The 23,027-nt window shown below is 47.5% G+C and carries 20 protein-coding genes; 19 read left to right on the top strand and 1 reads right to left on the bottom strand.

The genetic code is table 11. The features are described from left to right. Positions 1–242 precede the first annotated feature (242 nt). From CLOSYM_RS10115 to CLOSYM_RS10080, 8 genes are all read left to right on the top strand, one after another. On the top strand, positions 243–1,544 hold the full coding sequence (locus CLOSYM_RS10115; protein ID WP_003497206.1) for a sensor histidine kinase: 1,302 nt from the start codon (positions 243–245) through the stop codon (positions 1,542–1,544). Between the two features lies 1 nt (position 1,545). Continuing rightward, positions 1,546–2,391: a response regulator gene (locus CLOSYM_RS10110; RefSeq protein WP_021642065.1), complete on the top strand. Its 846-nt coding sequence runs from the start codon at positions 1,546–1,548 to the stop codon at positions 2,389–2,391. A 183-nt stretch (positions 2,392–2,574) separates the two neighbouring features. Then, a complete protein-coding gene (gltS, locus tag CLOSYM_RS10105; protein WP_003497203.1) occupies positions 2,575–3,762 on the top strand; it encodes a sodium/glutamate symporter in 1,188 nt (395 codons plus the stop codon). Between the two features lie 310 nt (positions 3,763–4,072). After that, positions 4,073–5,425, top strand: a complete 1,353-nt coding sequence (gene gdhA, locus CLOSYM_RS10100) for an NADP-specific glutamate dehydrogenase (RefSeq protein WP_003497202.1) — start codon at positions 4,073–4,075, stop codon at positions 5,423–5,425. Positions 5,426–5,644: 219 nt separating this feature from the next. After that, complete coding sequence (locus CLOSYM_RS10095) at positions 5,645–6,592, top strand: D-2-hydroxyacid dehydrogenase (RefSeq protein WP_003497201.1); 948 nt, start codon at positions 5,645–5,647, stop codon at positions 6,590–6,592. Between the two features lie 345 nt (positions 6,593–6,937). Further along, the gene (locus CLOSYM_RS10090; RefSeq protein ID WP_003497200.1) at positions 6,938–8,017 is read left to right on the top strand and encodes a TAXI family TRAP transporter solute-binding subunit; all 1,080 of its coding nucleotides are present in this window, start codon (positions 6,938–6,940) and stop codon (positions 8,015–8,017) included. Positions 8,018–8,138: 121 nt separating this feature from the next. Then, complete coding sequence (locus CLOSYM_RS10085; RefSeq protein WP_044902343.1) at positions 8,139–10,088, top strand: TRAP transporter permease; 1,950 nt, start codon at positions 8,139–8,141, stop codon at positions 10,086–10,088. A 406-nt stretch (positions 10,089–10,494) separates the two neighbouring features. Next, the gene (locus CLOSYM_RS10080) at positions 10,495–11,013 is read left to right on the top strand and encodes a hypothetical protein (protein ID WP_021642058.1); all 519 of its coding nucleotides are present in this window, start codon (positions 10,495–10,497) and stop codon (positions 11,011–11,013) included. Between the two features lie 42 nt (positions 11,014–11,055). Here the strand turns inward: CLOSYM_RS10080 and CLOSYM_RS10075 are convergent, their stop codons facing one another. Further along, positions 11,056–11,769 (bottom strand): phosphatase, encoded by a 714-nt coding sequence (locus tag CLOSYM_RS10075; RefSeq protein ID WP_024738951.1) that lies wholly within the window; start codon positions 11,767–11,769, stop codon positions 11,056–11,058. Between the two features lie 147 nt (positions 11,770–11,916). Between CLOSYM_RS10075 and CLOSYM_RS10070 the strand changes: the two genes are divergently transcribed. The 11 genes from CLOSYM_RS10070 to recQ all read left to right on the top strand — a co-directional run bounded on the left by CLOSYM_RS10070 (position 11,917) and on the right by recQ (position 23,007). Next, positions 11,917–12,930 carry a S1 RNA-binding domain-containing protein gene (locus CLOSYM_RS10070; RefSeq protein ID WP_003506568.1) on the top strand — a complete coding sequence of 338 codons (1,014 nt, stop codon included), beginning with the start codon at positions 11,917–11,919 and terminating at the stop codon, positions 12,928–12,930. A gap of 242 nt (positions 12,931–13,172) precedes the next feature. Then, entirely contained in the window at positions 13,173–13,790 is a 618-nt protein-coding gene (locus tag CLOSYM_RS10065) for a GTP pyrophosphokinase (RefSeq protein ID WP_171032243.1), read from the top strand. A gap of 47 nt (positions 13,791–13,837) precedes the next feature. Continuing rightward, a complete protein-coding gene (locus CLOSYM_RS23445; protein ID WP_021642055.1) occupies positions 13,838–14,260 on the top strand; it encodes a glycerophosphoryl diester phosphodiesterase membrane domain-containing protein in 423 nt (140 codons plus the stop codon). A 7-nt stretch (positions 14,261–14,267) separates the two neighbouring features. Then, positions 14,268–15,656: a glycerophosphodiester phosphodiesterase gene (locus CLOSYM_RS10060; RefSeq protein WP_021642054.1), complete on the top strand. Its 1,389-nt coding sequence runs from the start codon at positions 14,268–14,270 to the stop codon at positions 15,654–15,656. Between the two features lie 19 nt (positions 15,657–15,675). Then, positions 15,676–16,140, top strand: a complete 465-nt coding sequence (gene dtd, locus CLOSYM_RS10055) for a D-aminoacyl-tRNA deacylase (RefSeq protein ID WP_003497191.1) — start codon at positions 15,676–15,678, stop codon at positions 16,138–16,140. A 180-nt stretch (positions 16,141–16,320) separates the two neighbouring features. Next, entirely contained in the window at positions 16,321–17,760 is a 1,440-nt protein-coding gene (locus CLOSYM_RS10050; RefSeq protein ID WP_021642052.1) for an aminopeptidase, read from the top strand. 121 nt (positions 17,761–17,881) lie between these two features. After that, positions 17,882–19,000, top strand: coding sequence for a trigger factor (tig, locus tag CLOSYM_RS10045; protein WP_021642051.1), 1,119 nt, complete (start codon positions 17,882–17,884; stop codon positions 18,998–19,000). A 52-nt stretch (positions 19,001–19,052) separates the two neighbouring features. Continuing rightward, positions 19,053–19,634, top strand: coding sequence for a xanthine phosphoribosyltransferase (locus CLOSYM_RS10040; RefSeq protein WP_003497185.1), 582 nt, complete (start codon positions 19,053–19,055; stop codon positions 19,632–19,634). After that, entirely contained in the window at positions 19,627–20,430 is an 804-nt protein-coding gene (locus CLOSYM_RS10035) for an HAD-IIB family hydrolase (RefSeq protein ID WP_021642050.1), read from the top strand. The genes CLOSYM_RS10040 and CLOSYM_RS10035 overlap by 8 nt, the downstream gene beginning before the upstream one ends. 3 nt (positions 20,431–20,433) lie before the next feature. After that, a complete protein-coding gene (locus CLOSYM_RS10030) occupies positions 20,434–21,081 on the top strand; it encodes a carbohydrate-binding family 9-like protein (protein WP_021642049.1) in 648 nt (215 codons plus the stop codon). Between the two features lie 69 nt (positions 21,082–21,150). Further along, positions 21,151–23,007, top strand: coding sequence for a DNA helicase RecQ (recQ, locus tag CLOSYM_RS10025; protein ID WP_021642048.1), 1,857 nt, complete (start codon positions 21,151–21,153; stop codon positions 23,005–23,007). Positions 23,008–23,027: the final 20 nt, after the last annotated feature.

Raw genomic sequence — 23,027 nt, 5'->3', positions numbered from 1 at the left:
GCAATTCATTCCGGCCGGATTCCCCCTTCCACGATAACCTACCCACGGGGCCGGAAGACTCAGACAGACTCCTCCACCACACCGGACATGGTCCGTTCCGGGCGCGTCCCCCCAACCTCAGTTAAATCCCTATTTACAGACCGCCCGAAAAGAAGTATACTAAAAATAGTGTGTTGTCTCTTTTTATCATAAAAAAAGTTCAAAGGATAAGACACTTTATGGCCGTTAGGAGGACATTACGAATGAATACAGTTGAGATGAATATGAAACTGTGGAAGCGGACACTTGCAATAGGAGTGATCATTGCCCTTGCCTCTCAGCTCTACTGGAATGTATTTGTAAATAATTTCCGTATTTCTACATCCGTTATTCTGCTTCCTGTCCTGATTATGACGGTAGGAATCCAGGTCCATACAAGAACGATTTGTTTTGTAACGGCCTGCACTATCTATATATTCCGTCTGGTTATACTGCTGTTCCAGGGAATGCCGCTGGAAACAGGCCTGATTCAGGTACTCCCGGGAGCGCTGTTCTATATCTGCTACGGACTCATTTTTAAACTCCAGATCAAGAATAAGCATATCGTTCAGATGGAACGTCTGATTGTAGCGGTCTTTTTCTGTGACTTCTGTTCAAATGTCTTTGAAGTCTCCCTGCAGGAATACCTACAACAAAGAATGCTGCCGGAACTGTCCGTCATCAAATATCTGCTGATGATAGCGGCTGTGCGTACGCTGTTTGCGGCCGTTGCGCTGATTGGAGAAAAGCAGTACCGCGTTCTCCTTAAGAATGCGGAGCATGAGAACCGGTATCAGAGACTGTTTCTTATGACAACGGGGCTTAAGAATGAAATTTACCTGATGCATAAGAACACAGAGGAAATTGAGAGGGTTATGAGCAATGCTTACCGGCTTTATGAGAAGACTCTGATGATGGAGGAGCTTCCGAAGGAGATGCAGCAGATGGCCCTCGAAATTGCAAGGGATGTCCATGAGATAAAGAAGGATTACATCAGGATTATTCAGGGAATTGAGGAGGAAATCGATGAGGAGTATGATGAGGAAAAGATGAATTTTCAGGATCTTCTTCAGATTCTGGAAGCGTCCACCTATCACATGCTGGCAGAGAAAAGGCTGGATGTGCGCCTCGTGTATGACTGCCAGGATAATTTTATAACCAAAGAGCATTATATATTGATGGCTGTACTCAAAAACCTGGTTAATAATGCAATTGAAGCCATTGAAACAAAGGAGAAGAGCGGTACGGTATGTATCGCGGAGCGCAAAGAGGGGAACGACTATATATTTGAAATAACCGACGACGGGCCGGGAATTTCAGAAAGACAGCTTTCCAATATTTTTAAAATGGGGTATTCGACAAAGTTTGACGAAAAGACCGGAAACATTTACCGTGGAGTCGGACTTGTTGGTGTGAAAAATGCAGTTGAAGAGCAATTTAAAGGTAAAATTGATGTGGAATCCGAGACCGGTAAAGGAACCAAGTTCCGCATCATGATACCGGCTGAGATGTTAGAGGAGTCATGATATGGAAATTTATATTGTTGAAGATGACGTAACCGTTATCAGTATTCTGGAAGATATTATTGAGGACAATGAACTGGGAACCGTCTGCGGTACGACAGAGGGCGGTCCTGCCAATGTGGATGAAATTCTGGCGCTGGAGCCGGATGTGATTCTCGTGGATTTCCTGATGCCGGGCAAGGACGGCGTGGAACTGGTCAGGGAACTGAAGGAAAAGGGATGCGGCGCCAGATGCATCATGATTTCCCAGGTTTCGGCCAAAGAACTGGTCGGAAAAGCCTATGATGCGGGAATGGAGTTCTTTATCAGCAAACCGATTAATATAATAGAAGTGAAGTCTGTTATCCAGAAGGTGGAAAAGCAGATTGAGAATGAGAGGACCTTGTCCAACATTAAAAAAATGTTCATGGCTGAGATTGCGGACATGCCCAAAGAAAAGAAACCCGACGACGGTTACGGCCGGAAGGTACAGTATATTCTCAACAGGCTCGGGATGTCCGGGGAAAAGGGCGGTGATGATATTATGCGTATCTGCCAGTATCTGCACAGCAATAAGCGGCCGATTTCCCAGGTAAGCATCGGCCAGCTTTGCGAGATTTTAAGCGACGCCCCTAAAAACATGGAACAGCGAATCAGGAGGGCGATTGCCGTGGGAATGTCCAACCTCGCGCATCTGGGGATTGAGGATTTTATGAATGACACATTCACATCCTATTCAAGCACCCTGTTCCCCTTTGAGGAGATAAGGGCTGAGATGGATTATATCCGCGGTAAGAGGAAGTACGGCGGGAAGGTAAGCATCAAGAAATTTATAGACAGCCTGATGCTGGCCGCCGACCGGGAAATCTGACATACACCGGATTTCAGGCCGGACATGCAGCGGAATATTTCGGGTAATTCTAAAGATGCTATAAACAAAGTTAAAAAACTGTTATAAATTTTTGAATATATTCTTGAATTATTTTGTAGTTTTTTGAGAGAAGTGATTTATACTGCCTTCAACGTAAACAAATAATCTATTGGAGGTAGTTGTATGAAAGTTATTGAGCTTGATATGTATCAGGCAACCGCGGTTGCGGCCATTGTTCTTTTACTGGGGCGTATCCTTGTTGACAAGATTGCGATTCTGCGTAAGTATTGTATTCCGGCGCCGGTAGTCGGTGGATTTATCTATGCGATTCTGCATCTGGTTGTTAGAAGCGCTGGAATTCTTGAAATCTCTGCAGACATGACGCTGAAAAATGTATTCATGGTGGCATTCTTCTGTAGCGTTGGTTACACGGCATCCTTCAAAATGCTGAAAAAGGGCGGTATTCAGACCATCGTTTTCCTGCTCCTTGCCGTGGTAATGGTAATATTACAGAACTGTCTGGGCGCGGGCCTTGCATCTGCATTCGGCCTTGATCCGAGACTTGGTCTTGCCACAGGTTCCATTCCGATGGTAGGCGGCCACGGAACAGCAGGTTCCTTCGGCCCGATGCTGGAAGAGCTGGGCGTTGCCAATGCCAATGTAGTTGCCATTGCTTCCGCAACATTTGGTCTTGTTGCCGGCTGTGCAATCGGCGGACCTATTGCATACAATAAAATTCATAAATTCAATTTAAAATCCGCAGCTTTAGATACAACTATCGAAGAGATGGTTGAAAAAGACGAAACAGGTGCTATTGACTCTAAACAGTTCCTGGATGCCTTTCTGTATCTGATTATTGCTATCGGTGCCGGTACCGTTGTTTCCATGTTCCTTGGAAAGCTGATGACATTCCCATTCTACATCGGCGCTATGCTGGTAGGTGCTGTTATCCGTAACGTAATGGATGCCATGCAGAAAGAAATCCCGATGGAAGAGATCGGAACACTCGGCGGCTCCTGTCTGTCCATTTTCCTTGGACTTGCCATGATCGATATGAAACTCTGGCAGCTTGCAGAGCTGGCGCTTCCGCTGGTAGTAATGCTGGCAGCACAGACAATACTTATGTTTGTATACGCTTACTTTGTCGTATTCAACGTACTTGGAAGAACATACGATGCAGCAGTTATGACAACCGGCTTCTGTGGTTTCGGAATGGGTGCAACACCGAACGCCATGGCGAACATGCAGGCCGTTACAGGACAGTACGGACCGGCTCCTACCGCATTCATGGTAGTTCCGTTAGTAGGAAGCTTATTCATCGATTTCTGCAACGCTTCCATCCTGACAGCATTTATCAATTTCCTTGGCTAATCAAATAGACTTACCAGGCGGTGAAAGGTCTGCTCTGCAGGCTTTTCGCCGCTGTACGGCGTAAAGCCCGTCTCCAGGTGCGGAATTGGTAAAAAACACCGCATTTGGGGAATATAAACAAAATCTAATAACAATTATAATGCTAATTCAATTTGCTTATATAAGTGAAATGCGTTATAATAAAACCAGAACAGAAAATTTCACAAAAACAATAGGAATCGTGAGGGAATTTTGTTGAAGTTATACATAATATGGTTCCAGTGAGTAGTGAAACTTTTAAAATCATATATCAAACAGGAGGTATATTACAATGAGCAAGTATGTTGACAGAGTAATTGCGGAAGTCGAGAAGAAATACGCAGACGAGCCGGAGTTCGTACAAACAGTAGAAGAGGTTTTATCTTCTTTAGGTCCGGTTGTTGATGCACATCCGGAGTATGAGGAAGTAGCTCTTCTCGAGAGAATGGTAATTCCGGAGAGAGTTATCGAGTTCCGTGTTCCGTGGGAGGATGACAACGGCAAGGTTCATGTAAACACAGGCTACCGCGTTCAGTTCAACGGCGCCATTGGACCGTACAAGGGCGGCTTACGTTTTGCTCCGTCTGTAAACCTTTCCATCATGAAATTCTTAGGCTTTGAGCAGGCATTCAAAGACAGCCTTACAACACTTCCTATGGGTGGTGCCAAAGGTGGTTCCGACTTCGATCCGAACGGTAAGAGCGACAGAGAAGTTATGAGATTCTGCCAGGCTTTCATGACAGAATTATACCGTCACATCGGACCGGACATTGACGTTCCTGCAGGTGACCTTGGTGTAGGCGCTCGTGAAATCGGTTATATGTACGGACAGTACCGTAAAATTGTCGGCGGATTCTACAACGGCGTTCTGACAGGTAAGGCAAGATCCTTCGGTGGTTCCTTAGTTCGTCCGGAAGCTACAGGATACGGCTCCGTATACTATGTAGAAGCAGTTATGAAACATGAGAACGATACCCTGGTTGGCAAGACAGTTGCATTAGCAGGTTTTGGTAACGTAGCATGGGGCGCTGCTAAGAAGCTTGCTGAATTAGGCGCTAAAGCAGTTACACTTTCCGGACCAGACGGATACATCTACGATCCGGAAGGCATCACAACAGAAGAGAAGATCAACTACATGCTTGAGATGAGAGCATCCGGACGTAACAAAGTTCAGGATTATGCAGACAAGTTCGGCGTACAGTTCTTCCCGGGTGAGAAACCATGGGGCCAGAAGGTTGACATCATCATGCCATGTGCTACTCAGAACGATGTTGATTTAGAGCAGGCTAAGAAGATCGTTGCTAACAACATTAAATACTACATCGAAGTTGCTAACATGCCAACTACCAATGAAGCTCTCAGATTCTTAATGCAGCAGCCAAACATGGTAGTAGCTCCTTCCAAGGCTGTAAACGCAGGCGGCGTTCTCGTATCCGGCTTTGAGATGAGCCAGAACAGCGAGAGACTTTCCTGGACAGCAGAGGAAGTTGACTCCAAACTTCATCAGGTTATGACAGATATCCATGACGGTTCCGCTGCAGCAGCAGAGCGTTACGGCTTAGGCTACAATCTGGTTGCCGGCGCTAACATCGTTGGATTCCAGAAGATTGCTGATGCTATGATGGCTCAGGGCATTGCTTGGTAATCTGAAGACCGGCAGCTATTATTTAATAACAATTGCATAAGCGGTTGTCTGAATGATTGGGGCTGCTGCATTAAGTATATAATGCCGACGCAAGGCATGAGGCTTAAGGCAGCAGCCCCTTGTTTAAAATAATGGAAAGCAGCAGACATACTTTTCATTGCTTGTCCTATAAATAACTGGTATAATAGCAGAGTATGAATCTTGAAAGGAGTAATTATTATGAATTGTCTTATCATTGACAAAGTGTACGCAGGAATTGCAGAAGAATTTAGTAAATACATGAATGTAAAAACGGCTGACAACCTGCCTTCCACCAAAGAGCAGTTAATTGCCCAGATCGGCGATGTGGACGTGCTGATCATGCGTGTAGACCCGAAGATCGATAAAGAGGTTCTGGATGCAGCCAAGAATCTGAAAATTATCGGCGTATGCTCCGTTGGTTTAAACCACATCGATACTGAGTATGCAAAAGAGAAAGGAATTCAGATCTTTAACGCACCCGGCATGAATGCAAATGCAGTTGCAGAGCTGACTTTTTCTAAGATGCTTGATATCTCCCGCGGAACCTTTACAGCAAACTATGATGTTAAGGTAAAACATGAGTGGGATAAATATAAGTTCGTAGGCCGTGAACTTCGCGGAAAAACTCTTGGCGTAATGGGATTCGGACGTATCGGCCGCCGTGTGGGCGAGCTGGGACGCGCATTCGGCATGACCGTTGTAGCTTACGATCCATTCCTGAAACCGGAAGACTTTGAGAAAGAGAATGCTACAGGCATGTCCATCGAAGAACTGCTGAAGGTTTCTGATTTCGTATCTATCCATGTACCGCTGACACCAGATACAAAAGATCTGTTCAATGCAAAATCCATCGCCGGAATGAAGAATGACGCTGTTGTCCTCAACATGAGCCGCGGCGGTATCGTTAATGAGCAGGATATGTATGAAGCTCTGAAGGCCGGAACGATCGGCGGTTATGCAACAGACGTTCTGGAGAATGAGCTTGCAGGCAGCGGCCTTACTGGAAATGACTCTTTCGCCAGCCCGCTGTTTGAGTGCGATAACTTTATTGTATCTCCTCATATCGGTGCTCAGTCCGTAGATGCATCAAGAGACATCGGTATTCTGATTATTTCTAAGATTAAGGAAGCTTTAGGACTGAAATAATGCTGTAGTATCATCAATTTGAAATTTAATTCTGACATTTTGACAGGGATAGCCGGTGCTTTGGCAGTCCCTGTCATTTTTTTGTCATACGGTATTAAAAACAGACATATTTTTATTTATCTTCACATTAAAGTTCTTTCTGTTTTCCTAAAAACAACAACGGTTTTTATAGTTTATTTGCCATAATATTTTAAAATGTAAAGGAAAAAATAAAAATAAGAATATTTTGTATTGTAATTGGATAAAAATACCTGTATAATGAAAACAGCAGATATCCGTTCAGATTGACGTAAAATAGTCAAAATGAAGGGATGTTTAATAATTCATTTAAGGGAGGAATTATCTATGAAAAAGAAATTAGCACTTGTACTGGCGGCTGCTATGGTTATGGGGACCGTTTTAACCGGATGCAGTTCCGGAGGCGGCAGCACACAGGCGGCAGCTCCTGAAGCAACCGAAGCTCCTAAGGAAGCAGAGACCGAAGGCGGGGCAGCCGAATCTGAGGCGGCCGGAACCGTTAAGGGCGGCATGGAAGGCGGCACCAGCCTGAACTTCACTACAGGTGGAGACCAGGGTACATATTACGGCTTTGGCGGCGTACTTTCCGGCAAGATAGGCGAGAGCACCAGTACTAAGGTTACGGCAATTACATCCGGCGGTTCTCAGGCCAATATCGAGGCGATGGATGCAGGTGACGCACAGCTTGGATTCGTACAGTCCGACGTTATGGCTTATGCTTATAATGGAACCAACCTGTTTGAAGAGTACGGCAAGGTTGAGAATTTCTCGACAGTTGCAGCGCTGTATATGGAGCAGGTTCAGATCGTTACCCTGGATCCGAACATCAAATCCGTTGCAGATCTGGCAGGAAAGAATGTTTCTGTCGGCGCGGCAGGTTCTGGTGTATATTACAACGCAGTTGACGTACTCGGCGCATACGGTCTGGATATTGAGAAGGATATCAAACCGACATACCAGTCGTTCGGCGACAGTGCAGAGGCTCTTCAGGACGGCAAGATTGATGCGGCTTTCGTAGTTGCAGGCGCACCGACCACAGCCATCACCTCTCTGGCAGCAACAAAAGACGTTTATCTGGTAGGTCTTGACGATGAACATATGAACGCTCTGATCGAGTCTTCTCCTTACTACAGCGAGAACGTAATCCCGGCATCGGCTTATGGCACAGATGGCGATGTTACGACAGTTGCAGTAGGCGCGGTTGTTATTGCACGCGACGATGTATCAGAGGCTGATGTATATAACTTCCTGTATGGTATTTTTGAGAATCTGGATGCCATCACGGCAGCACATGCAAAGGGCGCAGAACTGAGTCTTGAATTTGCATCATCCGTTACGGCTGTTCCTTATCATCCGGGTGCAGCAAAATACTTTGCTGAAAAAGGAATTACAGTTCCCACAAAGTGATCTTGATCTTTTCAGAGTGAATGGCAGCTGCGGTGGGCGTGAGCCTGCCGCAGCTTTTATAAAGGGGATAAACCAGTGAATTATGATAACTGGGCATGAAAAGAAAGGGGAGAACGAGAATATGAATGACGAGAATATGAAAGAACCGGTTCCGGTACAGGATGCTGATGTAGGTACGGCCGCCGATGTGGAAGCGGTCATGAAAAAATACGACAGGGAATCCAATGTCCGTATATGGGAAGGAATACCGTTATTAATCATCCGATGGCTGTCGGTGGGTTTCTCCATCTACTGCATTTATGTAACACTGTTCAGCACTGCACTTCCGGAGGTTCGTCTGACCACTTTCCTCGGAATGATTCTGATTCTGGGCTACCTGAATTATCCGATCAAAAAGGGGGTTACCCGGGTCAACTATATGCCATGGTATGATGTAGTTATTATGGTGGCAGGTTCGGCTCCGTTTTTCTATTTTGCTTTGCATGCACAGCAGATTATCAAGCTGGCAACCCGCGTTACCAGAGATCCGATGATGGTGGTGATCGCGATCATTGCCGTGGTGGCTCTGATGGAACTGTGCCGCCGCTGTGTTGGTATTCCCATTTTGTGCGTTGTCGGTGCTTTGCTGGTGTACACCTTTTCCACCGTCCGTTTCGGCAAGGTGATTTATGATTTGTTTTATACGACAAGCGGCGTAATGAATACTCCGATCAATGTCTGCGCCAAATATATTGTGGTGTTTATTATTTTCGGAGCTTTTTTGGAACGGACCGGAATATCGGGTTTCTTTATTGATCTGGCCAACAGCCTTTGCGGCTCCTCGGCCGGAGGTCCTGCCAAGGTTGCCGTTATCTCTTCGGCGCTCTGCGGCATGGTATCCGGTTCTTCCGTTGGCAACACCGTAACAACCGGTTCCGTTACAATTCCGATGATGAAGAGATGCGGCTATAAGCCCGAGTTTGCAGGCGCCGTTGAGGCGGCCTCCTCTACGGGCGGCCAGATTATGCCTCCTATTATGGGCGCTGCCGCATTCCTGATGGCAGAGTATATGGGCGTGCCTTACGCGACGGTAGCTGTGAAGGCAATCCTGCCGGCAGTCCTTTATTTTGCCGGAGTCTATATTGCGGTACACCTGGAAGCTCAAAAGCTGGGACTCAAAGGAATCCCGAAGGAAGAGCTGCCTAAAATGAGAATTCTGATTAAGAAAATATATCTTCTTGCTCCGCTTATAGTGCTGGTGGCTCTTGTATCGACCAATACCTACACAATGCAGTTTTCTGCATCCGTAGCTATCTTTATTGCAATTGGCGTTGGTTTGATTAATAAGGATAACCGTATTAATTTAACTAAAATTGTTGATGCGCTGGAGGCCGGAGGAAAAGGAACAATCACAGTGGCTGTGGCCTGTGCAATGGCCGGCCTGGTAGCCGGGTGCATTACTTCAACCGGTCTGGCTTCCAAACTGATCACGGCTATTGTGGCAGTATCCCAGGGCAAACCGATTATTGCACTGTTCCTGACGATGATTTGCTGTATCGTACTGGGAATGGGCGTTCCTACGACAGCCAATTACTGTATTATGGCGGCGACCTGCGCGCCTATCCTGATTGCACCGGAAATCGGTATCAACCTGGTATGCGCACACTTCTTCGTATTCTATTTTGGAATCGTAGCAGATATCACTCCGCCGGTTGCGCTGGCTGCTTATGCCGGTTCGGCCATAGCCAAGGCCCCGCCGATGAAGACGGCCATTAATGCTACTCGTCTGGCAATTGCGGCCTTTATCGTACCTTATATTCTGGCCTTTAATCCGGCAATGGTCTTTATCAATACGAATGCATTTCAGGTGGTCCAGATTTGTGTAACCTCTCTGCTTGGCATATTCGGTATTGCGGCGGCGCTGAACGGCTTCCTTTTCGGAAAATTAAATCTGCTGTTTAAAATTCTTCTGATTGCAGGCGGTCTCTGTATGATGGATCCGGGCATGATGACTGATATAGTAGGTTTGATTCTGGTAATCGGACCGACGGCATGGCAGTATATGAGATCGAAGAGAACAGCTTCAGCATAACACACTTGAGCGTGTCTGAAAATTCATTCCCGCTTTAAAGCTTAAAAATAATGGCAATACGGCACCTGTGCGGATAAGATGGTATTCTGTCCGGCAGGTGCCTTTTTGCCGCCTGCTCCTGAACAGGCCGGGTTACTGTTCACAGGTTGTATTCCGCGAGGTGTTTTCGTGCGAATTTTGCACGAAAATCCCGAGTTTCACGGAGCGAAACTGCGTTTTATGCAGTTTCTGTGCATCGCGAAGCGTGTTATTGTTTATAGCATGCCGCTTTTTGGCATGGTGTGAACAGTTACCAGGCCGGGGAAGGTATATTAAGAATTCGGTAAAAGAATTGACAGTTGTTTCAAACCATGTTATTATCGCAAAATGAGCAAGGCAGAAACCTTGAGCATGCAGGAGGCAGATTATGAAGAAAAAATTGATTGCGGCGATTGTGCTGGCAGCGGCAATGGGACTTGGCGGCTGCAGCGGTTCTGGCAGGACATCAGGAACCGGTACGACGGAGGCGGTTGAAACAACACAGGCGGAGACTGCTCAGGCGACGACAGAAGAGACGGAAAAAGATACCGCTCTTACTGCGGATGATAAAGAGAAACAGCTGGAAACAGAGTATAAGGCTCTGGCCAAGGATGTACAGAATATAATTGAAGACAGGGATTTGGAAAAGCTGAAGAAATTGGTGGTCTATCCCTGCTACGTAGGGGTGGGAGACGGCGTGACTGTGGACAGTGAGGAAGAATTTATGGATTTAAACCCTGACGCAGTTTTCACCGACGAACTGATTGATGCTGTTAAAGGAGCGGATTTGGACTCTCTGAAAATGACGGAAGCCGGTCTCGTAGTAGGTGATAAATCAGGAAAGCCCAATATAATTATTGGGCTTGGTGAGGACAAACGGATAGGAATTGTCGGGATCAATTATTAGCCTGTAACAATTCCCGGGAAAGCTGCAGGCAGGGATGAACTGTTACAGGCAGGGAAGATATTCGGCCAGTTTTTTTAATGAGGAATTGACAACCAGCTCTTCGGGAAAGCCGGTTTCTTTTAATAGCTCCAGCGCATAGCTGTGGCATCCGGCATCCGATGCGCAGTGTGAATCACTGCTGACAATGACGGACACATTATATTTACGGCAGAGATCGAGCATTACATAATAATTTTCTTTAGCTCCCGGCCGGGGGGAACCCGGCTTCAGGGAGCTATTATTGACCTCTAACAGCACGTGGTGTTCCCTGGCTCCCTTCACCAGTGCGGTATAATCAAGAGGAATATTGGCATTGTCAGGATGGCCGATCACCTGAACATACGGACTTTTCATCGCATTGACGGCGGCAGCCGTATTTTCCTCCCGCGAGCCTGTTTTATAACAGAGATCATGGATGCTGGCGATCCCGTAGTCTACACGTTTTAACAGCCATTCCTTCAAATCCAGCGTACCCTTATAGTCGAGAATATTCAATTCACATCCCATGATCAGCCTCATTCCAAACAGCTCCTTTGGAATGGATTTAAAATTACAAAAGTACATTTCATGGCTGCTTCCCGGAAGGGCCGGGCCGTGATCAGAGGAGCCGAACAGTTCCATGCCGTTATCCGCCGCAGCCCTTGCCATTTCATAAAGTGTATTGTAGGCATGGCCGCTGGCAATCGTGTGAGAATGTATGTCAAGGATATCTTTCATGTTAGCCTCCTTCATTTCCGAACAAAAATTATCAAACTATTAAAAATATATCATACTTTTCACTAGAAAACTATAGAAATATCAGGTGGGATATGGTTAAATATACAGAGAAGGATTTATTGAACAAAATACAAGGAGGAGAAAATTATGACAGATAAAATGACATATGGGGCGGAAATGGAAGAATCGAAACCAATGGGGACTGAAGAAGTTCTGGAAACACGGGAGAATGAGGCTGAGGCGATTGAGCTGGCCCAGACAGCGGAACCTACGGAATCAATGGATGATTATGCTGCTGAATTGGAGGCATCCTTTAAGAAGGTACGTGAGGGCGATATATTGACCGGCACCGTAATCGGGGTATTTGAATCTCATGTGCTGCTTGATTTGAAGTATTATGCCGAGGGCGTTATTGAGAAAGAGAACCTGAGCAATGATCCCGATTTTAATATGAAAGAGGAGATCCACGTTGGCGATGAGATTACGGCAACCGTACTTAAGACCGACGACGGAGAGGGAAATATCGTGCTTTCCATGAAAGAAGCCAACGATAAGATGGCCTGGGACAGACTGAGGACCATGCTCGAGGAGCGGACCGTTGTTCCGGTAAAAATTACTGAGATTGTAAACAGCGGAGCGATTGCACAGATTGAAGGAATGAGGGGCTTTATTCCTGCTTCCCGTCTGGACGCCGCTTATGTGGAGAATCTGGAGGATTTTCTGGGAAGAACCATTGATGTCACTGTAATCACGGCAGATGAAGAGCATAATAAACTGGTTCTGTCCGGTAGAGAGGCGGCCAGGGAAAAGCTTCAGGAAGAGAAAAAACGCAGAATCGCCAAATGCGAGGTCGGCGTAATTATGGACGGTACAGTTGACAGTATCAAACCATACGGAGCATTTATCAGTCTGGAGAACGGCCTGTCCGGGCTTGTACATATTTCCCAGATCAGCAGTAAGCGCATTCCGCATCCGAGTGCCGTGCTGAAAGAAGGACAGAAAGTAACGGTTAAGATTATTTCGACAGCCGATAATAAGATCAGCCTCAGTATGAAGGCAGTGGAGGCCAATGAGGCGCCGGAGGAGGAAGTGTTCAACTACCATGAATCCGGTGAGGCTACCACGGGACTGGGAGAGCTTTTTAAAAACCTTAAACTGTAGTCTGAAGTACTGTTCAGTACCAGTTCAGCCATGATGTATTCCGCGAGGTGTTTTTGCTGCTTCCTTACCGTTTCTGTGCATCGATTGGCGGTGAAACGGGCGCAGAGCGCTCATTTCACCGCGGCGGAGCGTGTTCCTGGCCGCCGAACTGTTACCAGGAGCAACCTATAAGGAAGTTAAAGGAGAGGGAGCCATTGAATATTCCCAAAACATATGATCAGCTTGACCAGTGGAAAACGGTCATGTTTTTGTATAATTCCGCTCTGAAAGCGATTAATACAAAGATCGAGATTTTGAATAATGAGTTTATCCATATTTATAATTATAATCCAATTGAACATGTTAAATCCAGGCTGAAGACGCCGGAGAGCATCGTAAAGAAGTTAAAGAATGACGGGCGTGAAGTGACAATCCCCAACATGATTGACTACTTAAGCGATATTGCCGGCATCCGAATTATCTGTTCTTTTACATCCGATATTTATCTGATTGCGGATATGATAGCCAGACAGTCGGATATAACGGTGCTTTATATCAAGGATTATATTAAAAACCCGAAGCCCAACGGTTATAAGAGCTATCATCTGGTAGTGACGATACCGATATACCTGAGCGAGGGGCCAATTGAGACAAAGGTTGAAATTCAGATTCGGACAATTGCCATGGATTTCTGGGCCAGCCTGGAACACAAGATCTATTATAAGTTCGAAGGGCATGCGCCGGATTATCTGGAGGAGGAGCTGAAGGCCTGTGCGGACATGGTCGATATGCTGGATGCCAAGATGTTCTCACTCAACGAGGCAATTATGAAAATCAGTGAGGATGAAAAAGCTGCGGAGACGGCAGCGGCAAAAGAATGATGAAAGGTCTTAAGACAGGCTAAAAAGAAGAAAGAAGTACGGGGAAGATGAAAATAAGACGGGAATTTGAGGATACGAAGCAGATTTTAAGCGTTAACAACGGAAATATTTTTCTGTTCGAGCTGGCGTTCCGTCTTTTGACTCTTCCCCTTCTGCTGCAAATGACAGGGGCGCTGGTCCGCCTGGCGCTGAACGCGGCGGGGTACAGCTATGTGACGGTGAATAACCTGGGCGCTTTTTTATTAAAACCGGTTACGCTTGCCGTAGTGCTGCTGATTGCGGCTGTGATCCTGACTGGTCTGATGATCGAAATCGGCAGCCTGACAACGGCATTCCAGTCGGCGGCGTACTCCAGGAAGATAAATGTGTTTTCCATGTTCCTGGGAGGACTGGGAAAAACAGCTTATGAGATAAAACGGAAAAAACTGGAAGCTTTTTCTGGTAATTGCGGTTCACTATATCCTGACTAATATTTTTATGATTTACAGAATACTACGCCATGTAAAGCCTTTGAAATTTATTCTGCCCGGGCTGTTGGGCGAAAACTGGGGCAGGCTTCTGATTGTGGTTTTTCTGGCAGCCTGTGTTCTGTTATCGTTTCCGACGGCCTTTATCTGTTTTGGATGCATGGTGGAACAGAGAACATTCCGGGACAGTCTGGAGCGCAGCAAAGACCTTCTCAGAGGCAGATACGTAAAGACTTCTTTTATTCTGGCCGCCTGCAATATGGCGGTTACTGCGGTTTGTATCCTTTTGTACCTGTTTGCGGTCGTAATTGTGGCGGTCTTTGCAGTCCGGTTTATGGACCGGAGAGTGGAGCTGGCCCTTCTTTTGGCGGCCAGGGACAGAATCGAGTATGCCCTGATATTTGTCATCAGCATCGTGTCGGTGGTTGTGAACTATGGGGCGCTGACAGTGCTGTATTTCCAGTATGACCGGAAAGACAAGAATAAAAAACGGTGGGATTTTGATCTCAGCGGCCACAGCAGAAGCAGGTGGATGAACAGAAGGAACGTTCTGGGCCTGCTGGCTGTTGTGACGGCGGTCAGCATGGCCGCAGCCTTTGATGTGTCGAGAAACGGCAGCTTCCTGAACGAAGATTTGCTTTATGAAGTCCAGATTACGGCGCACAGGGGAAGTTCCAGGACAGCTCCGGAGAATACGATACCGGCCCTGCAGGCTGCGGCTGATGAGCTGGCGGATTATGCGGAGATTGATATCCAGGAGACAAAGGACGGGGTGATGGTCCTGTTTCACGACAGCACGCTGAAACGTATGGCGGGAATAGAGAAGAGCGTCAAATCCATGACGTGGGACGAATTAAAAGATATTGACGTGGGTACACGGTTCTCCGGTGAGTTTAAGGGAACCACGATCCCGACGCTGGAAGAGGCGCTGGAATTTGCGCGGGGACACCTGAAGCTGAATATCGAAATAAAGTATATGGGCGCATCCAGCAGCCTTCCTGAGAAGGTGGCGGAATGCATTGAGAGAATGGGATGGACGGAACAATGTGTTGTGACGTCCACCAGCTACAGTTATTTAAAGCGGGTCAAGAAGGCGGTTCCTGATATTTATACGGGATATATCGTTTCCGCTGCCTATGGGAGCTATTATAAGGATGAGTCGATCGATTTTATCAGCATGCTCTCCAGCTCTGTGAACCAGAAACTGATAGATGAGGCGCACGAAAGCGGTAAAGCAGTCCATGTATGGACGGTAAACCGTAAGAGTGAGATGGAGAGGATGAAGATCCTGGGGGCGGATAATGTGATTACAGATAATCCCCTCATGGCCAGGGAAGTCCTGTTTGGAGAAAAGAATACGGAAAATCTCCTGGCGAGAATCCGGGAGATGTTAAAATAGAGTAAGGAGGATGCAGACGATGAAAATTGTGCTTCAGAGAGTATCAAAAGCCAGTGTATCGGTGGAGGGAAAGACAATAGGAGCGATAGATGACGGCTTTCTGATACTCCTTGGCGTCTCCGATACGGATACGGAGGAGATCGCCGACAAGATGGTTGATAAATTATGTAAACTGAGGATTTTCCAGGATGAAAATGGAAAGACCAACCGCTCGCTTGCAGATGTGGGGGGCCAGCTCCTGGTGGTGAGCCAGTTTACCTTATATGCGGACTGCAGCGAGGGCAACCGTCCCAGCTTTTTCAGGGCAGGGGCCCCGGATTTGGCAAACCGGCTGTATGAACACGTGGTGGAGCGGTGCAGGATGTATGTGGATAAGGTGGAGCATGGAGAGTTCGGAGCCTATATGCAGGTGGAACTTTTGAATGACGGACCGTTTACACTTGTTCTGGACAGTGATATGATAGTAAAGAAGAAAAAGAATTAGAGCACGTTTGTAAATTGCTTTCTGTCGGCTGTGCGTCACACTTTTCGGGAGAGGGCAGAAATGGATTTAAAACACGCTCTAGACCGGCTGCTCCGCGTAGATTGTGAAGCAGGCGGCGCTAAATTCCGGATATAGAAAAGACCGCCAAGAACGGCAGAAAAGAAGGAGGAACGTAAAGCAATGATACAGGAAGAGAAAACAGAGCTGACAGAGAAAACAGAACTGACTGCCGGGGAGAAGGTAAAAGAACTGCAGAAAGAACTGACCTGGAGCTTTCCCAATATAGCGAAGGAGGCTCCGTCCCAGAAGGAGGAGGCGTTCGAATATTGTGAGGCTTATAAGGCATTTCTGGACTGTGCAAAGACGGAGCGCGAGTTTACTCAGGCAGCGGTAAAGCTTCTGAATGAAGCGGGATATGCGCCATTTGAAAAGGGGAGAGACTATAAGGCCGGAGATAAGGTATATTATGTCAACAGAAAAAAATCCCTGATTATGACAACCTTCGGGCAGAGGGAGATAGGCGCGGGCGTGCGCCTGAATGTGGCCCATATTGATTCGCCGCGTCTCGACCTGAAGCCGAACCCAATGTATGAGAAGGCGGAGATGGCCTTTTTCAAGACTCATTATTATGGCGGGATCCGTAAGTACCAGTGGGCTGCAATTCCGCTTGCCATGCACGGCGTGGTGGTGAAAAAGGATGGAGAGATTACTGACATCCGTATTGGTGAGGAGGATGGCGATCCGGTCTTCTGCGTAACGGATTTGCTCCCCCATCTGGCGGCAGACCAGAATGAGCGCAAGCTGAAGGACGGCATCAAGGGAGAAGAACTGAATGTGATAATCGGCTCTCTGCCGTTTACCGCGGATGAGGATATAAAGGAGCCGGTGAAGCTTTTGGCCCTCTCTGTCCTCAACGAGAAATACGGTATGACGGAAAAGGACTTTATCAGGGCTGAAATAGAGATCGTTCCGGCATTCAAGGCTGTGGATGTGGGACTGGACAGGAGCATGGTGGGAGCATACGGGCAGGATGACCGAGTGTGCGCTTATACGGCGCTGACGGCTGAGATGGCATCGATAGAGCCTGAATACACAACGGTAACCGTACTGGCCGATAAAGAAGAGATTGGTTCCGTAGGAAATACCGGGCTGGATTCAGATTTCGTGCTGCACTATATTGAAGATTTGGCGGAGACGGCGGGAATTGATTACAGGACAATTCTCAGGAACTCTATCTGCCTGTCTTCCGATGTAAACGCCGCCTATGATCCGACCTTCTCACAGGTTTATGAGGAAAGAAACGCCTGCTACATCAATAAAGGCTGTGTCCTGACGAAATATACCGGTTCCAGGGGCAAGGGAGGCAGCAATGACGCCAGCGCCGAGACGATGGCAAAGATCGTGGATATGATGGACCGAGAAGGCGTATACTGGCAGATTGGAGAGTTGGGAGCTGTGGATGTCGGAGGCGGTGGCACCGTTGCCATGTATGTGGCAGGCATGGATGTTGACGTAGTCGATCTGGGAGTTCCGATTCTTTCGATGCATTCCCCGTTTGAATTGGCGTCCAAGCTGGATATTTACAATACATATAAAGCGTTCTGCGCATTTTATAAATAGGATCTTTTTTTCTGGAGCCGTTTGTGGTATTATGTCTGTTATACGCATCGGCTCCAGAATGCGTTTGGGCAGATTTGCGGGACAGATTTGTTAATAAATTAGAAAAGAAGAGGATTTTTGAATGAGAAAATTTTTAAAAGTAGGACTTTGCGGCGCGGCTGCGCTTATGATGTTTGCAACTGGCTGTTCAGGACAAAAGAGTGCCAAGGACGCCTCACAGGCGGAGAGCACGGCTGAAGGAGAGACACCTGCTGAGACGGAAGAGTATGTTGCCGAGGGCAGCATTACACTGGGTGAGTATAAGGGAATTCCTGTAACCGTGACGGAACCGACAGTGACGGACGAAGAAGTGGATGCTCAGATTCAGCAGCTTTTGAATTCGAGCGCTGAGTATTTGGAGGTGGATCGCGAGGCTCAGCTGGGCGATCAGGTTAATATTGATTATAAAGGAATGAAAGACGGAGTTGCCTTTGACGGAGGCACTGCGGAGGGATATGATCTGGTGCTGGGTTCCAACAGCTTCATCGACGGATTTGAATCAGGGCTTGTGGGAGCGAAAAAGGGAGAAGAGGTAACTCTGAACCTTACATTCCCTGACCCATACCAGAATAATCCGGATCTGGCGGGACAGGCCGTAGTATTTGAGGTAAAGGTAAATAATGTAAAAGAAAAAACAGTTCCGGAGCTGACGGACGATTTTGTTGCCAAGGTTTCACCGGAAGACGGAACTGTGGAAAAGCTGAGAGAAAACATGAAAGCATTTATTCTGGAGCAGAAGCAGTATCAGATTGACAACCAGAGAAATACTGACATTCTCAACGCGGTTATTGATAAATCTGAGATTGTATGCGCAACGGACGATGTGGATAAGAACTATGAAACTCAGGTTCAGTATTATACAAACCAGGCGTCGATGTACGGTCTGGATTTAGCAACCTATGCCAGCCTGATGGGAATGGACGAGGAAGGTTTAAAGAGCGAACTGAAAAATGTGGCCAGGGATATGACCAAGCAGGAGATGCTGTTAAAAGAGATTGCTTCCAGGGAGAATATCACCGTCACAGATGAGGACAGAGAGGCTCTGGCGGAGCGGTATGGATATGACAGCCTGGAGAGCTTTCTGGAAACTGCCGATAAGGAAATCGTTGATGACACGGCTCTGATGCAGAAGACACTGGACTTCCTGGTAGAGAATGCGGAAATTACGGTTGCAAAGGGAGACGTGGCTCCGGCGTCATAAAGAAGGCAATGACAGCGGCGGTTATCATACAAAAGCAGGTGGGGAATATCATATGCAGATCTTATTAGACAGAATCCGCAAAGACGGAGTAGTGAAAGCTGGAAATGTCCTGAAGGTGGACCGGTTTTTAAACCATCAGATGGATATCGGGCTGTTCAGGGAGATTGGCAAGGAATTCAAAAGGCGCTTTGCCGACACTGAGATTAATAAAATTCTCACGATAGAGGCATCCGGAATCGGAATTGCCTGTATCGTGGCGGAATACTTTGACGTTCCCGTCGTATTCGCGAAGAAGACAAAGACGAAGAACATCGCAGGGGATGTCTATACGACAAAGGTGGAATCTTTTACTCATGGAACGGTTTATGACATCATTGTGTCAAAGGAATTTTTGGGCGAGGGCGACAAGGTTCTCGTAATTGATGATTTCCTGGCAAACGGCAAGGCGCTGGAGGGACTGACAGCCCTGATTAAGGATTCCGGAGCAGAGCTTTCCGGAGCCGGTATCGTCATCGAGAAAGGTTTTCAGGACGGCGGAAAGAGAATCAGGGAAAAGGGAATCCGTCTCGAGTCGCTGGCGATTGTCGACAGCATGGATGATGAAACAGGAGAGATTGTGTTCAGAAATGAATAGAAAAGCATTGTTTTTTGATATAGACGGAACATTATTCAGCGAGATTGAGAGGCAGGTACCGCAGAGCGCGGTGCTTGCCTTAAAAAAAACCAGGCAGTGCGGAAATCTTGTGTTTATTAACACGGGGAGGACAGTCTGCCAGACGGCCGGGATTCAAATGGAAGTGGAATCGGACGGTCTGCTTTGCGGCTGCGGGACATACATTACAACAGGGAATGAAGTCATTTATGACAGGCGGATTCCGGCGGAGCGGACGGCCAGACTTAAGGAAGATATCGTGCGCTTTGGTCTGGACGGGGTGCTGGAAGGTGTGGAAGGCTGCTACTTTCAGCGGGGAGAGTCCAGGATGCCGATGGTAAACCGCCTGATGGAGCTGCTGAAGGAGGGCAATGCCTATGTGCCGCTGGGATGGGAAGATAATTCCTATGATATCTCCAAATTCTGTGTCGCAGCGGACCGGGAAAGCCGGAAGATGGAATTTTTTGCGACGATTGAAGATGAGTTTGAAATCATTGACAGGGGCGGCGGTTTTTATGAATGCGTACCGTTGGGGCATTCCAAGGCCACGGCCGTAGAAGCGGTACTCGGGAGATTTGGAATTGCCAAAGAAGATGCCTGGGTATTTGGGGACAGTATGAATGATTTATCGATGTTCCAATATTCTCTCAACTCGGTTTTAATGGGGAAGCACGACAGCGGACTTGAGCCGTATGCTGTCTTCACGACAAAGACGGTGGAGGAAGATGGAATCGCCTATGCCTTAGAGAAGTTAGGAATGCTCGGGAAGGATGATTGAAAGATGAGATATACAGTCAGGAGAATTAAAACACAGGCAGCAATAGAATCATGTGAAAGGGCCGGAATCAATGAGGTGCAGTGGAACGGCAGGCTGCAGCCGGAGGCGTGGGCCTATATGGGATACCTGGAGGGTAAGGGCCTTTTTGTCAGAATGGCCTGCGGTGAGACGAATCCCTGCAGAGTGCAGGTCTACCACAAGGGCCCGGTCTGGAAGGACAGCGCGCTGGAGCTGTTTCTGGCGTTCCCGGTCTCAGAGGGCGGCCGGGAAGGCGAATTGACCAATGAGAGCCTGTACCTGAATTTTGAAATCAATGCCAATGCGGCAATGTTTGCCCAGTACGGCTTTGGACGCAGGAACAGAGAGTTTATACCGGATCGTGTGTACCGGGAAAGCAGATGCAATGCGGTGATCGGAAGAGACGGATGGCGCGTTGATTTTCTGATCCCGGACTGGTATCTGGAGGAAGTGACAGGGAAAAAAACAGAGGACTGGCTTGCGGCAGACGGTAACAGGCCTATGTACTGTAATTTTTATAAAATTTCGGAAAGTCCGGAGATAGAACATTATATGAGCTATTCCAGAATTGAAAGCGGTACGCCGGATTTCCATCTGCCGGTATATTTTGCAGAGGCCGGATTTGAGAAATAACCTGGGCGTGCAGATGGAATCAGGTTCTGTCAGAATGCAGACGGCGGAAAAGGAGATTGAGATTACTATATGGATAAATATCAGGTATTAAAACAGTATTTTGGCTATGAAGAGTTTCGGGAGGGCCAGGAGGGGCTGATTGACAGTATTCTCGCAGGCCGGGATACTTTGGGAATCATGCCTACCGGCGCCGGAAAATCTTTATGCTTTCAGGTGCCGGCATTAATGATGAAGGGAATCACATTAGTCATATCGCCATTAATTTCTCTAATGCAGGATCAGGTATCTGCCCTGAACCAGGCCGGCATTCATGCCGCGTATCTGAACAGCTCCCTGACGGTAAATCAATATTATAAAGCGCTCTCTTACGCAAGAGAGGGAAGATACCCCATTATTTATGTCGCTCCCGAGCGGCTGGTAACGGAGGAGTTCCTTGATTTTGCCATTCACGCAGAGATAGCCATGGTGGTAGTGGATGAGGCGCACTGTGTGTCCCAGTGGGGCCAGGATTTCAGGCCCAGCTATTTAAAAATCATGGAATTTATCGACAAGCTGCCGAAGAGGCCGGTTCTCAGCGCGTTTACCGCCACGGCCACGAAAGAAGTAAGGGATGATGTGATCGATATCCTGAGGCTGAGGGAGCCGAATGTCGTTACAACCGGGTTTGACCGGCCAAATCTGTGGTTTTCCGTTCAGGCGCCGAAGGACCGGTATGCCACAATGAAGAATTACATAGAATGCCATCCGGGACAGAGCGGTATCATCTATTGTCTGACTAGAAAGACGGTGGAGGAGGTCAGCGGCAGGCTGGCAAAAGAGGGATTTTTGGTAACGCGCTACCATGCGGGGCTGAGTGATGCGGAGCGGAAGCGCAATCAGGAGGATTTCATTTACGACAGAAGGAGTCTGATGGTTGCCACAAATGCGTTCGGCATGGGGATTGATAAATCGGATGTGCGCTTTGTGATCCATTATAATATGCCGAAAAATATAGAGAGCTATTACCAGGAGGCCGGGCGGGCCGGAAGGGACGGTGAACCGGCGGAATGCATTCTTCTGTACGGCGGGCAGGACGTGGTGACGAACCAGTTCTTTATTGACAATAACCAGGACAACGACGAGCTGGATTTTGCTGCCAGGGAGCTTGTAAAGGAGAGAGACCGGGAACGTCTGCGCAGAATGACGTATTACTGTTTTACTAATGAGTGCCTGAGGGATTATATTCTCCGGTACTTTGGGGAATACGGGGGCAATTACTGCGGGAACTGTTCCAACTGCTTAAGCCAGTTTGAGACGGTGGACGTGACGGAGGTGGCAGAAGCGGTCATTGGCTGTGTGGAGGACTGCCGTCAGCGGTATGGCGTGAATGTAATACTTGATACGGTGCGGGGAGCCTCCACTGCGAAGATCAGGCAGTACCGGATGGACGAGAATGCCTGGTACGCGAAGCTTGACAAAGTTCCTGCCTTTAAGCTGCGTCAGGTGATGAATTACCTGCTGCTCAATGAATACCTGCGGGTGACTAATGACGAATATATGCTTGTCAAGCTGACGGAAAAATCACAGTCAGTCCTTAACGGTGATGAACAGGTGATTATGAAGATGGCAAAGGAACAGATTGCGGCCAGGGTAAAGAGCGGGAAAAAGAAGGGCAGAAAGAGCATTGCCGCAGTCCCCGGCGGAGCAGAGTTTACCGGGGTGGAAGAAAAGCTGTTTGAATGCCTGAGGACACTCCGGTTTGAGATTGCGAAGGAGGAGAAAGTACCGCCATACATTGTATTTTCTGATAAGACGCTGTCCCATATGTGTATTGTAAAGCCTGAGACAAGGGCGGAGATGCTGCAGGTATCAGGCGTGGGTGAATTTAAGTATGAGAAGTATGGGGAACGTTTTTTGGCCTGTGTGAGAGAAAATATGGAGATTTAGTTAAGCAGGTGAGGACGCCG

The organism is [Clostridium] symbiosum ATCC 14940 (assembly GCF_000466485.1).
In the GTDB taxonomy this organism is placed as follows: domain Bacteria; phylum Bacillota; class Clostridia; order Lachnospirales; family Lachnospiraceae; genus Otoolea; species Otoolea symbiosa.
This window is presented reverse-complemented; position numbering and strand designations above follow the sequence as displayed.

What these genes read in the sequence shown, in the direction of transcription:
- CLOSYM_RS10115 (WP_003497206.1), top strand. Translation starts at nt 243, where the DNA reads ATGAATACAGTTGAGATGAATATGAAACTGTGGAAGCGGACACTTGCA.
- CLOSYM_RS10110 (WP_021642065.1), top strand. Translation starts at nt 1,546, where the DNA reads ATGGAAATTTATATTGTTGAAGATGACGTAACCGTTATCAGTATTCTG.
- gltS (WP_003497203.1), top strand. Translation starts at nt 2,575, where the DNA reads ATGAAAGTTATTGAGCTTGATATGTATCAGGCAACCGCGGTTGCGGCC.
- gdhA (WP_003497202.1), top strand. Translation starts at nt 4,073, where the DNA reads ATGAGCAAGTATGTTGACAGAGTAATTGCGGAAGTCGAGAAGAAATAC.
- CLOSYM_RS10095 (WP_003497201.1), top strand. Translation starts at nt 5,645, where the DNA reads ATGAATTGTCTTATCATTGACAAAGTGTACGCAGGAATTGCAGAAGAA.
- CLOSYM_RS10090 (WP_003497200.1), top strand. Translation starts at nt 6,938, where the DNA reads ATGAAAAAGAAATTAGCACTTGTACTGGCGGCTGCTATGGTTATGGGG.
- CLOSYM_RS10085 (WP_044902343.1), top strand. Translation starts at nt 8,139, where the DNA reads ATGAATGACGAGAATATGAAAGAACCGGTTCCGGTACAGGATGCTGAT.
- CLOSYM_RS10080 (WP_021642058.1), top strand. Translation starts at nt 10,495, where the DNA reads ATGAAGAAAAAATTGATTGCGGCGATTGTGCTGGCAGCGGCAATGGGA.
- CLOSYM_RS10075 (WP_024738951.1), bottom strand. Translation starts at nt 11,769, where the DNA reads ATGAAAGATATCCTTGACATACATTCTCACACGATTGCCAGCGGCCAT.
- CLOSYM_RS10070 (WP_003506568.1), top strand. Translation starts at nt 11,917, where the DNA reads ATGACAGATAAAATGACATATGGGGCGGAAATGGAAGAATCGAAACCA.
- CLOSYM_RS10065 (WP_171032243.1), top strand. Translation starts at nt 13,173, where the DNA reads ATGTTTTTGTATAATTCCGCTCTGAAAGCGATTAATACAAAGATCGAG.
- CLOSYM_RS23445 (WP_021642055.1), top strand. Translation starts at nt 13,838, where the DNA reads ATGAAAATAAGACGGGAATTTGAGGATACGAAGCAGATTTTAAGCGTT.
- CLOSYM_RS10060 (WP_021642054.1), top strand. Translation starts at nt 14,268, where the DNA reads ATGATTTACAGAATACTACGCCATGTAAAGCCTTTGAAATTTATTCTG.
- dtd (WP_003497191.1), top strand. Translation starts at nt 15,676, where the DNA reads ATGAAAATTGTGCTTCAGAGAGTATCAAAAGCCAGTGTATCGGTGGAG.
- CLOSYM_RS10050 (WP_021642052.1), top strand. Translation starts at nt 16,321, where the DNA reads ATGATACAGGAAGAGAAAACAGAGCTGACAGAGAAAACAGAACTGACT.
- tig (WP_021642051.1), top strand. Translation starts at nt 17,882, where the DNA reads ATGAGAAAATTTTTAAAAGTAGGACTTTGCGGCGCGGCTGCGCTTATG.
- CLOSYM_RS10040 (WP_003497185.1), top strand. Translation starts at nt 19,053, where the DNA reads ATGCAGATCTTATTAGACAGAATCCGCAAAGACGGAGTAGTGAAAGCT.
- CLOSYM_RS10035 (WP_021642050.1), top strand. Translation starts at nt 19,627, where the DNA reads ATGAATAGAAAAGCATTGTTTTTTGATATAGACGGAACATTATTCAGC.
- CLOSYM_RS10030 (WP_021642049.1), top strand. Translation starts at nt 20,434, where the DNA reads ATGAGATATACAGTCAGGAGAATTAAAACACAGGCAGCAATAGAATCA.
- recQ (WP_021642048.1), top strand. Translation starts at nt 21,151, where the DNA reads ATGGATAAATATCAGGTATTAAAACAGTATTTTGGCTATGAAGAGTTT.